Raw genomic sequence first — 12,267 nt, 5'->3', positions numbered from 1 at the left:
GATGTCGACAAGCTTGCCCTTCTGTGCACAACCTAAGTATAGCGCAGGATAGCGTACCGCTTTTTAGCATTTCGGGTGCATTATTTTTGGGATTGGCTATGAGCAATGCGATAAGCTTGCGGCGTCATGCCTGTTGCTTTTTTGAAGAGACGCATAAAATATTTGGCGTTGCTGTAGCCAACCATCCTGGCGATGCTATCCAGGGAGTAGCTTGTCTCGCTCAACAGCTCCCGAGCTTTGGCGATCCGCTTGGCCAATATAAAATCAGTCAGATTCGTACCGGTCTTCTCCTTGAAAATAAAACTGCAGTAGCTGGCATTAACGAAAAAGCGCTGCGACAGCCGGGTCAGCGTAATCTCCTCGCGGTAATGACGCTCGATATACGCCTCAATCTGCTGTACGAGCTCCTGGGCCGAACGGGACGATGATCCAGACGAAGGTGCAGCGACCGTATCCAACAGATGGTATAGATAGGCTGTACAGCCGGCGACGTCATATCCGGACTCCAATACCGTCTCGGCCTCTTGCGCCCAGTCCGCAGGGAGGATCAGCGTCGATCGGCTGGCTGCGAGGCGCACCGCCGCGATGAACTGCCGCCCTCTCGTCTTCAGCTCGCTCCAGGTGAGCGGCGGCGCCTCGGGGACAATGGCCCGGGAGGGAAGCAATTGCGAGAACGCCTGCTGCGCCTGCTCCCGCTCGCCGCGCTCCAGGAAGAAGACGATTCGCTCCCAGCCCTCCCACAACCCTACCGCCTGCTCAGGATGTGCCGAGCCGAGCCTCACATAGCCGCAACTGCGATGCACAGAGCATCGATCCATCGCTGTCCGACATTCGAGGTATGCTTCATGGAGCTCGGCGAGCGTCTTCTTCATGCTGCTCGCCGCCAGCAGTCTCGTCTCCGAGAGAGCGGACAGACTCTCCTGGAGCGCTAACTGCGCCCGCTCCGTATCCGAAGCCACTTGGAAGGCCGCGATGATATACGACCAGTGCGCTGATCGACCGGGAATCCGGTAAAGTCTGGATCCGGCATCCGCAGCCTGAAGCTCGCACAGCCCCCGCCCGTTCCCTGCCTCGTGCTCCGACCCCTCGTGGTCTGACGGCTCGGCGCTATAGCAGACGATCACCATGTAACCTAGCGCTTGGGACAGCTCGCGCATGCTCCGCGATCGCAGATCCGTCATCGGCTCGCCAGCAGCCGGGCCAGTCTCAATCCACATCCGACAGCGATCCGCATCATGCTGCTCATACATACGCTCCTGCTCGCTTTGCAGCCCATCGATTCGCTCGACCAGCTTCTCTCGCCTGCGTGCCGTCTCGATGGTCTGGATCGCCTTGACCATGACCGCCTGCACTTCTTCGCGGCTGAACGGCTTCAGCAGATAGCCGAGCGCTTGAGCCTCGATAGCGCCCCGCATATATTCATAATCCTTGTAGCCGCTGATGACGATGATTGGCTTGTCGGGATAATGGCTCTTCAGCCGCGCCAGCAGCTCCTGCCCGTCGATACCCGGCATGCGCATATCGCTAAGGATCATATCCGGGTCGCGCTCGGCGATCACCTGCAGCCCCTCTCTGCCGTTGCCCGCCTCCCCTACGCATAGGAGCCCAATGGATGAAGCGAAGCTGTCGATCTTGCTGCGGATGCCGCTGCGGATCACTGGCTCGTCGTCGATGATGATGTAGCTGTACATGATGTCGTCCCCCTAAGCTTGTGAGTGTATCCGAGGCACGTGGACGATGACCGTCGTCCCTTGGCCGCGTTGGCTATCGATCGCGACGCCGATCGGCGTCACGCTGGCACCGTAGTACAGTCGGATGCGAGCGTCAATATTGGCGATGCCGATATGCCCCATCTCCCTGCGCCCCAGCTCAGTGAAGCGGGGCAACTGCTCCAGTTGCCTGCGCAGCTTGCCCAGCGCCTCCTCGTCCATGCCGCAGCCGTTATCCTCGATGCGAATCGCGATGGATCGATCGTCCATCCTTGCCGTGACGAGGAGCAGCCCCCGCTCCTCGCTCGCTTCGAGGCCGTGCACGATGGCATTTTCCACGAGCGGCTGCAGGATCAGCTTGAGGATCGACTCCTCTTGCAGCAACTCGTCGATGTCGATGCGATAGTCGAGCCGGTCACCGAAGCGGATTTTTTGAATCGTCAAGTAATTGGTCACATGGGCGATTTCGTCTCGCAGGCGCACCCGCTCGCTCTCGGTTTTGATGCTATAGCGGAACATGTCTCCGAGTGCCTTGGTCATGACCGTGATGCTCAGGACGCCCTCCATGTCGGCGATGCTGTTCATCGTCTCTAGCGTATTGTAGAGGAAGTGCGAGTTGATCTGCGCTTCGAGCGCCTGCATCTGGGCGTCCAGCGTAATGATCTGGTTCTCGTACCGTTCCTTGATGACCGCTTTGTTCTCGAGCATCATCGCGTGATATTCATAGTACAGGGCGGCAATCTCGTCATTGCCCTTGAGGAATTTGCTCTCAAGCACGACATCCGTCGATTTGGACGACTTCATGATGCGGCTAAGATTGACGATCGGCCGGGTGACGCGGCGCGAGAGCACATAAGAGATGCCCCCAAACATCAGGACGCAGGTCGCCGCAATCGTAATCAGCGCATCGCGCGTTGGCATATATTCGCTTCCCAGCTCCGCCATCGCCACTCGCAGCACAAGCTTCCAGGGATAGTCCGGCATCGTCTTGTAGATGGTCACATATTGCCCGTCCTCATCCCAGAACTGCCCTTGCTCCTGCCCCGCCAATCGCTGCCGGTAATCTGCCGCCGGCGCCAGCTTGTCCACTCCGCCGTTGACTCCGGCATACTCCAGCTCCCCGGAGAGGCTCGTCATGAACATCGCCGATTGCTGCGGCAGGATCGCGCTGCTCGCACTGTCGAACAGCCCGAGATTACAGTCGATGGCGACGACGCCGAGCGGCTGCTTGGTGTCGGGATCGACGATCAGGCGGGAGAACAGCACGGAGCGCTTCTGCGAGCGCGCGAAGGGCTGCGGTTCGATGCCGCTCACATAGCTGCCGTGCTGCAGTGTCTGCTCGTACCACTGCGCGCCGGTTGGATCGTACCCCGGCGGCAAGCCGTGGTCGCTTCGCGCGTAGTAGAACGAGTTGCCGCTCGCGGTGAACAGATAGATGCCGTTGGCATAACGGTAGGAGTATAGTATATTGCCAAATAGAAACTTCAGATCGCGCTGGCTCTGTAGCAGCGAGTAGTCGTTGAGATTTTCCGTGTAGCTGCGATGTCGGCGCAATATATCGATCACCGACAGGTTCTCGGGAGAGTAAGGCTGATACGCGAGCGTTTGCGTCAGATTGGCCATCTCATCTAAGGCATCAATCGTCTTGCTCATGCTATGATCCAGCAGGTTGGCAGCCGTAGCGGTCACATGGCGCTGGATGAGCTTCGAGTAGCCGTCATAGGAAAGATAAGTGATCAGACAGATCGGCACAATCGATACGCTGAGAAAGATCGCAAACAGCTTGCGCTTGATGCTGGAGGATTGGGGGGGCACTTCTCTTTCACCGTCTTCCCTTGCGGTTCTTTTTGCCATTATACCAGAATCGCCGCAACCAAAAAGCCCCCTCCCGCTATATGCGGAAGGGAAGCTGTGCAACAGAGGATTAGCTTGCCGTATAACAGACAGTCGCGCTGGCAGCCGAAGCCTGCCATGACGTATCTCTGGCAACGATGCTGAAATGATAGGTTCGTCCGGGCTGAATATCGGCTATCGTCGCCGAGGCGGCATCCCCGGAAGCCAGTCTCAGTCGCTCGTTCCCATCGTAGATCACATAGTGCAAAATGTCGGGATCGGCAGGCGGCGACCAGGACAACGTTACGGTGCCGTCCAGGTTCGGCGTCGCCGAGAGCGCTGTTGGCGACACTGGCGCAACCGTATCGGGCGCTGCGGCGGCGGCAGGTTCGCCATACCAGACGCCGGTTCCGTCGGTCGCGACATAGACTCTGCCGTACACTTGCCGATCTCCCTCCATATCTCGCGGATTGCCGCCGATCAGATGCTGATCGTCGTTGATTCTTGTCCAGGTCGCCCCGCTATCGTCGGAGCGGTAGATGCCCATTCGCGTGGCGCCGTTCGCCTTGCCATACAGGTACACAGCAGAGGTATTCGTGCCGGGAGCCGCTTTGCCAAATCCGAATAGCAACGCCTCCTGGACATTCGCAAGCTTGCTGAACGTCGCTCCGCGATCAGTCGTCCGATACAAGCCATGCGTACTCAGACTTACCCAGACTTCTCCCGCCTGACCCGGCGCTGCCTTCACATAACCCGCACCGGTCGTCGGGAGATTCGCGTGGGTGACCGCCCACTCGATGCCGCCGTCATCGCTTCGGTAGAACTTCCCGGCATGATACAGGTAGAACACCTCGCCTTCGATCTTGTCGGCGGCGATCACCTGCGACCAGTTCCAGAAGGACAGCTTGATCTTATCCGGCGTCCCGACGCCTGCGGCCCATGTCTGTCCGCCATCGTCCGAGCGCATCGGAGGCGAGTTGATCGGCAGCGTTACGATCAGCTCAGGATTGGTCGCGGATACAGCGACATTGCCATGCGGGAGCTTGACGCCGACAGCATCCTTGGGGAAGTCGCCGAATTCAGTCCAGGTCAGACCGCCATCTGAGGAAGACGCCCCGCCTCCCCGCGCACCATGACTGTAGCCGCCGACACGAACCATTTCGTTGGGATCAGCCTCCACATAATCCAGGGCGGTCGTCTCGCTTAGCGCAGGATGGCCGAATTTCTTCAATGGAAATTGCGTCAGGTCGTCGTGCCGCATCCCGTCGTTGTCGGCATAGGCGGCTAAAAGGGGAGCCCCTGTCGGCGGCGAGATCAGATCGAAGCCGACCATCTCCTCATGGCCTTTCGTGTACGTCGTCCATATGACCTTGCTCTGCGCCACATCCTCCGTACGATAGATGCCGAGCCAGTCCGACATCCAGACCCGTCCGGGCACATGCGGGTCGAACAGGATCGAGGACAACGCGCCCGCCAGATAACCGGGGTTCCACCAAGGCGAGCTGTGATTCACCTGGAAGGAGCGGTTCATATTGCTCCAGGTCGCGCCGCCGTCGGTGGAGCGGAACATATCCTCCGGCACGCTGCCGGCCCGCCGGGCGGCGATCAGATGATCGGCGTCGGCCGGGTCCACGGTCAGGCCGTTATAATTGGTCGAGGCACTGCTCGTATTCAAGTGCTGCGACGTCGGCGGCGTAATATTCGACCATACGCCCGCTTTATATTTAGCGACACCGGCCGAATGCGTCGCATACATCACGCTACCGTCGGTGGATAGCTGGAGCCGTCTCGGATGGACGGGCGATGCAGGCATATGCGTCCAGCTGCTGCCGCCGTCCGTACTCTCATAGACTCCGTACCCCGGCACGCCGGCATAGACGGTGGCGGCATCCTTGTACACGATGCTTCGCACGCCTCGACCTTCCGTATCGAGCGGAATTCCCGTCGCTTGCGTCCAGTTGTTGACATCGGTCGCCGAGCCCGTGCCGTCCGTCCGGGATGCGCCGTTGACGCTTTTCCATATGCCGTCATTCCGGGTGCCTACCAGCAGTTGATTGCTGTCGCTCGGATGGACGGCAATCGCCTCGCCATAGGAGCGCTCGAGGTTGCCGTTGGCTGCGAACGGCTTGTTCAGATTGGTACGGCTCCATGTAGTGCCACGATCCGTCGATTTCAACACATCTGACGGCGTTGCGCCATTATTATACATACCGGCTGCAGCATAGATGACCTGATCGTCGCTCGGATCGACCGCGATCGCGTCGATGCCGTACAGATTTTTGTCCTCGTAGCTGATGCTGTTCAGCAGTTGGATCCAGCTCTGCGTCAGCGGGTCCCAGCGGTACGCGCCGCCGACATCCGTCCGGGCATAGACCAGATCCGGCGTCTCCGGGTGTATGGCCAGCCCGGTCACATAACCGCCGCCGCCGATGGCTACGTTGTCCCAGCGATACGCCGGAGCAGTACTGCCCGAAGCCTCCAGCAGCGGCTGCCAGCCGGTCGGCAACAAGACCAGCGCTGCGGCCAGAGCAAGTCCTTTGATCATGCTTTTCAAATGCGCTCAGCTCCTTATATTAAGATCGATTCTGTCAGAGAGATCACCCTTTGACCGCGCCCAATGTGAGTCCTTGTACAAAATACCGCTGCAAAAAAGGATATACGATGACGATCGGCAAGGAGGCCAGCACGACCGTCGCCATCTGAATCGTCAGCGGCTGGGGCAGCGCTTCCCCGTATTCCATCGCCGAGTAGATGTCCGCTTGACCGACCAGCACGACTTGACGGAGCAGGATCTGCAGCGGCCACAGCGCAGAATTGTTCAGATACAAGATGGCCGAAAAATATTGGTTCCAGTTGCCGACGGCATAGAACAGCGTAAACGTCGCCAGCGCTGGCTTGGACAATGGCAGCACGATCCGGAAAAAGATGCCCAGGTCGTTGCAGCCGTCGATCTTCGCCGATTCGATAATGCTGTCATGGATCGATTCGAAAAACTCCCGCATGACCAGGATGTTGAAAGCCGACGCTGCCGTCGGGATGACCAGCGCCCATAAGCTGTTCATCAGACCCGTCGCTTTGACGACCAGGAAGGTCGGGATCATCCCGCCGGCGAACAGCATCGTAAAGACGATCATGAACAGCAGCGGCCGCCGTCCGCTAAAATGTCCCCGGGAGCAAACATAGGCCAGCAGCGCCGTGACCGCCATGTTGACTGCCGTGCCGACGCCGGTAATCCAGACCGTGTTCTTCAACGAGCTGAAAAAAATACCGGTGTTGAAAATATAACGGTACGAAGAAAAATCGAAGCTCTCCGGCCAAAGAATCAGCTTGCCGGACACTACCTCCGCTGTGGAGGCGACCGAGACCGCAAGTACATTTACGAACGGCAGCAAGGTGATGAGCGTGAACGCTCCGATCGCCAAATAAATCAAGGCATCCAGCCAAAAGTCAGATCGCTTCTGTCGCAACCCCATCATTCCTCCGATCCAGACCAGAGCGGGCAAGGCCGAGCCCGGCCTGCTCTGGACTCTTGTTGCGGCAATATACGGCCTACCCGCCGTTTCTTGCCTTCCAGGCTTCGTTCATTTCCTGCAGTATTTTATCCCCGCCGCGACGCTTCCATTGCTCGAAGATCTCATCGAGATAGTCGACTGGCTGTTGACCCATGACGATGCTGACGGTCCCGTCGGCGACGATTTTGTTCAGCTCTGCGCCCAGCTCGGCATTGGTCGGCGAGAACAGCCCTTCCGCCTCATTCAGATACGGCTCGCCGAGCAGCGCCGCCGCATAGGAGGCTTGCTTCAGCTTGACGATCTCGGGCGTGTCCTTGGCTGTCAGGATCCAGTCGCCCTCTTGCGGTGGATTGGTCAGCATGTACTGGCCCGGCCCCTCTCGCGATCCGAGCTCGGTGAGGATCTTCTCGCCATTCTCCGTCGTATGATGCTCTCCCTCCACGCCGTATTTAAAAAACAATCCGCCCTCTTCGCTGATCTGATCGTCGAGCATGCTCAACATCCGCTTCAGCTTGCCTTCGTCCTTTGCCGCCTCGGCGGAAATCGCGAATACGCCGAAGAAGCCGGGCGACTTCATATACCCTTGACTGCCGTCGGGCATGACGAGCGGTTCGATCGGGAGCAGTTCAAACTGGGGATTGGCAGCGACAGCCTTTTCGAATCTGGAGGCGCTATAATACGTGTAGCCTGCCGCCGCATGATGACCCGCTTTGCCGAGCAGGAAGTCGTCCTCGACCTGCTGATCCTTTTTGATCGAGAAATCCGGGGCGATGATGCCCTCGCGATACAACTTCGCCAAAAACGCATATGCCTGCTTCGCCGTCGGCGAAAACTCGGTGGGCACGATGCCTCCCTGCCCGTCGTCCACCCACTGTCCCATGTTCCAGGGCCCGCCCTTGAACATCGAGGTGACGGCATTCATGAACGTGATGCCGTTATCGCTCGTCCCGACGGCCGGACCAAAGGTGTCGGGCTTGCCATTGCCATCCGGGTCCTTGTCCTTAAACGCCCGCAGCACCTCATAATACTCATCCAGCGTCTTCGGCGCTTCGATACCTAGTCGATCGAGCCAATCCTTGCGCAGCACGACCGTATGCAGCGCAACACCGCGCAAGCGGGGCACGCCGTAGATATGATCGTTGTACGTCAGGATTTTCTTCAGCTCGGCGGGAATGTTGGCCAGGTTCGGGTAAGCCTCCGCGTCGTTCAGATAGGCCTCGATCGGCACGAACTGGCCGCTTTCCACGGCGCTGAAATATTTTTGATCCAGATTGGGGAACAACACGAGGTCGGGAATATCGCCCGAGGCCAGCGTCACGCCAATTTTGTTGGTGTATTCGCTGGACGTCACCGGGATGTACTCGAACTCGATGTTGTAACGTTCCTCAATCGCTTTTTTACCGGAGCCATCCTCTGGCGGAGCCGGGCCGTACAAGATGTTCATCGCACGAATGGTATATTTTTTGTTTTGCTCGGACGTCGCGCTGCCGCTATCCTGGTTCGGGGTCGCGTTATTTTCTCCGCTGGCGCAAGCCGATAGCGCCAATCCCATGACGAGGGTCGCCAATGCTGCCGTCCCTGCTTTTTTTATGATCATCGTCCATCCTCTTTCTGTTCGCATTTAGGATCTCATAGTACCGCTGCTAGTAGATGCCCTTCTCTCCCCATCGTCGTACGAGCGTATTGGCTCCCATGACCAGCACCAGACCGACGAGCCCCTTGAGCAAGCCTACGGCTGTCGTAAAGCTGAAGTTGCCGTTGACAACTCCTGCCCGGTAGACATAGGTTTCCAGCACCTCGCCTACTCGCGAGACGGATGGATTAAGCATCAGATAGATCTGCTCGAAGCCGACGTCGAGCACGCTGCCCAGTCGCAGGATGAATAGCATCAGGATGATCGATTTCATCCCCGGCAATGTAATATGCCAGATCTGCCTGAGCCTTCCGGCCCCGTCGATCTTCGCCGCCTCGTACAAGTCCGGCGATATGCCGGTCAACGCAGCCAGATAGATTATCGTTCCCCAGCCCGCTTCCTTCCAGATGACTTGCAGGACGATCATCCCTCGGAAGTTGTCCGGGTTAGCCAGGATATCGATCGGCCCTAGTCCCCAGGAGGCCAGCAATACATTGACGCTGCCATCGCTGCGGAACAGGAGATAGAAGATCCCTGCGACCACTACCCAGGACAGAAAGTGCGGCAAATAAAGCGCCGTCTGAATGAAGCGCTTGATCGCATGGACGCGAATCTCATTCAACATTAACGCCAGCACGATCGGAAAAGAGAATGCAAAAGCAATCTGATAGAAGCTGATAATGATCGTGTTCCACAAAAACTGGGCAATATCCGGATTGTCCAGGATGCGGACAAAATTAGCGAGCCCCACCCATTCGCTTCCAAGGATGCCCTTGCTCGGGCTATACTTTTGGAACGCGATGACGATTCCGAGCATCGGGACATATTTGTAGATCAAGAAGAAGAGAATGCCCGGCAAGGCCATCAGCCATAAATATTTTTCTTGCCGAAGTCGGTGCTTCACTCCCTTCTTGCCCTGGCGGATCGGCTTGGTCTTCTCGGCCTGCGATGCGATCGTAGATGCCATATCTGTTGGTTTCCCTCCCTTCTGGCCCTTATCGTAAAGGGAAATCCAAACGCGCTCAATCCACATTTTTTGAAGCGAATGCTGGCAAAAACCGCGTAACGACGCGGTTTCCCCGCCCGATTCCCACAACTTGCGCAAAAGATGTGGTGGCAGCAAAAGAAGGGAACCGTTGATTCGGCCCCCTCCATTCCCCGTTTAGCCTTCGTGATCTGCAAGTCCGCTTGCTTCCTTGCGATAATGGCCCGGCGTCGTCCCCGTCACTTTTTTGAATACGCGAATAAAGCTCTTCACGGAGCCGTATCGCAGCTTGTCCGAGATATCCTGCATCTTGTACTGAGGATCGCCCAGCATCTGCTTGGCCACGCCCATCCGGTAGTGGATAACATAATCGACGAAATTCATATCCATCACCTTCTTGAACATTCGGCTAAGCTGGAAGGTATTCAAACCGACCGCCTCCGCACAGGATTGGAGCGAGAGGTCCTCGTCGTATCGATCATGGATATCCGCCACGACGCGCCGGATCGTCTCCTCCTCGCTCCCTGCGCTCCGGGTACGGCGACGGCTGCGGAGCATCGCGAATAGGCGGCGGGCAAAATAATCCTCCATCTCCGCCAAGGTGCGCACCTCGGAGAGATCAAACACCAGCTCGCGAGCGGTCAGGTTGTCCATAATCGCCTCGTCCTGCATCCGCAGGACGCCCAAAAGACTGCTGAGCAGATAGGAGAAATAGGCAAACAGCCCTTCCCGAGACAGCGAATACTCCTCGCTCAACAGCTCGACGATGGACCCGACATACTGCTCGCCGCGCTCCCACTCCTCGGCTTGCGCCGCCTCGATCAATTGCTGTTCCAGTTGCTCCAGTGCGGCGGCTTCGAAGGTCATCGCTGCATCCAGCTCGCTGCTCATCACCACCGTATTGTCGCCGATGATGAATCGATACCGTAGCGCCCGACGTCCCCCGGCGTACAGCTCGGACAGCCCGGCTGCTCCGCTTGATGAATGGTTCACCGAGATGATGCAGGACAGCTTCAGGTACTGGCGAATCGCATCTAGCAGTTGCTCGGCGCAGCGCCTTAGCTCTTGCGCATCCAGGCTCGCGCCCGACTCCTCGATGATGGCGAACAGTCCCGGCTCAATCATCAGCATCATCAGATGGCCATGGGAGGGCAGCAGCTCCGATGCGATGTTCTGAACGGCAAAGTAGTACAGGAACTGATCCTGGCGAGAGAAGCGGCGTTCCAGCTCCAACTGGTCTAACTGGACCAGATATAAGGCAAGATGCGGTTCATTCAGACCGATATCCGCGAAAGGACCCATATCCTTGACATTGCCGAGCAGCAGCTGCAGCAGCATATGATTTTTGACATCCCGGGAATAGCGCTCGATCCGCTCCTGCAGCTCGAGATTGGAGCTCTCTACGTCATCGATATAAGCAATGATCGACTGAACCTCGTCACCCGCATCCGAAGCCTTGGACGGCAAGACCCGTCGCATGAGCCGCTGGACGGGCCGATAGAGCCGGGCCCCGGCCTGCAGAGACAAGAGCATCGCCGCCCCGACCAGCGCGACGCTGATCAGCAGCAAAATGTTGCGCAACTGTACGGCTTCGCGTGTAAGGTCGCTCATCGCCACGGCGGAGACGTAGAACCAGTCATGCAAGCTGACGTAGTTTATATTCAGGAGTGTCGGTACGCCGTCAAGACGGATCTCCACCTGTCGCTCGCTCCGGCCGGCATCAGGCAGCAGATGAGCCAGCAGGCCAGGGTCTGTCTGATGCGTGCCGATACGTTCCGGCTCCGTGTGCAGGAGCACCTGACCGGCGGCGTCCAGCACCATGTAAGAGCTGTCGGTCGTGCCTGGATGGAGCAGCTTGCGGCTTAACCCCCTGGCATCGACATACAAGATGAGCATCCCGTCAGGCGTCGAGGCTCCGTTGATGACGGGGCGCGTATAGGTGATCAGATCGGCGGGCAATCTGTCGTTGATCGTCTGACGCGTGTCGATCCAGGCGCTTTGTCTGTTCTTGTGCCTGGCTTGCTCCAGGATGGCCGGATCATCGAACATCGCTTCAGTGAGCACGTAGCCGCTGGACGTCATGATTTTGCCATAGGGCATATTGTAAAAGGCGATCTCATGTACATCGTCCAGGCCGCTATGCAGGTTGCGCAGCACCGTGTGCAGTTCTTCTACCAGCATATAGTTGGTCGGAGTGAAGTCCTCTTGGGCAAACCGGTTCAACGACGTGTTTTCATACGAATACTGAAGCATCAATTGATCGATTTGCTTGAACACCGTATTCATTTCTTTCTCTACGTGACGAAGCGCCGTCGTATTAAACACCGAGGCTTGCCGCGTCACCGCCGCAGAGCTGTAGAGGGCCGAGATGAAACCGATTACAGCTACGGGCACGCTTGATAACAACATCAGGTAGACCAGTATTTTCCGTCTCAGCATCGCGTCCACCCTCCATTCTTTATGACTTTCCCCCAATGAATGCATACGCTATCATATCACGATCTTCCAGCAATGCACATCAATATTACCTAAAATTTTCTTCTCTTGGGGGATCTGCGGCTGCTAAGCAGGCTCGTCATCGAGTAGGCCTATGCG

The 12,267-nt window shown here is 57.7% G+C and carries 7 protein-coding genes; all 7 read right to left on the bottom strand.

Features of this window, described 5'->3' with window-relative positions; all coding sequences use genetic code 11:
• Nucleotides 1-80: 80 nt before the first annotated feature.
• Nucleotides 81-1,691: a response regulator gene (locus PA598K_RS22305; RefSeq protein ID WP_128659082.1), complete on the bottom strand. Its 1,611-nt coding sequence runs from the start codon at nucleotides 1,689-1,691 to the stop codon at nucleotides 81-83.
• Between the two features lie 12 nt (nucleotides 1,692-1,703).
• Complete coding sequence (locus PA598K_RS22300; RefSeq protein ID WP_128659081.1) at nucleotides 1,704-3,563, bottom strand: cache domain-containing sensor histidine kinase; 1,860 nt, start codon at nucleotides 3,561-3,563, stop codon at nucleotides 1,704-1,706.
• Nucleotides 3,564-3,633: 70 nt separating this feature from the next.
• Nucleotides 3,634-6,087: a fibronectin type III domain-containing protein gene (locus tag PA598K_RS22295; RefSeq protein ID WP_260405556.1), complete on the bottom strand. Its 2,454-nt coding sequence runs from the start codon at nucleotides 6,085-6,087 to the stop codon at nucleotides 3,634-3,636.
• A 52-nt stretch (nucleotides 6,088-6,139) separates the two neighbouring features.
• Nucleotides 6,140-7,015, bottom strand: coding sequence for a carbohydrate ABC transporter permease (locus tag PA598K_RS22290; RefSeq protein WP_128659198.1), 876 nt, complete (start codon nucleotides 7,013-7,015; stop codon nucleotides 6,140-6,142).
• Nucleotides 7,016-7,091: 76 nt separating this feature from the next.
• Nucleotides 7,092-8,651 (bottom strand): extracellular solute-binding protein, encoded by a 1,560-nt coding sequence (locus PA598K_RS22285; RefSeq protein WP_185602168.1) that lies wholly within the window; start codon nucleotides 8,649-8,651, stop codon nucleotides 7,092-7,094.
• 46 nt (nucleotides 8,652-8,697) lie between these two features.
• The gene (locus PA598K_RS22280; RefSeq protein ID WP_128659078.1) at nucleotides 8,698-9,654 is read right to left on the bottom strand and encodes an ABC transporter permease; all 957 of its coding nucleotides are present in this window, start codon (nucleotides 9,652-9,654) and stop codon (nucleotides 8,698-8,700) included.
• Between the two features lie 195 nt (nucleotides 9,655-9,849).
• A complete protein-coding gene (locus PA598K_RS22275; RefSeq protein ID WP_185602167.1) occupies nucleotides 9,850-12,111 on the bottom strand; it encodes an AraC family transcriptional regulator in 2,262 nt (753 codons plus the stop codon).
• Between the last annotated feature and the right edge of the window lie 156 nt (nucleotides 12,112-12,267).

The organism is Paenibacillus sp. 598K (assembly GCF_003851045.1).
Taxonomy (GTDB): Bacteria; Bacillota; Bacilli; order Paenibacillales; family Paenibacillaceae; genus Paenibacillus_D.
The sequence above is the reverse complement of the archived record's forward strand: the minus strand, read 5'-3'. Positions and strand labels throughout refer to the sequence as shown.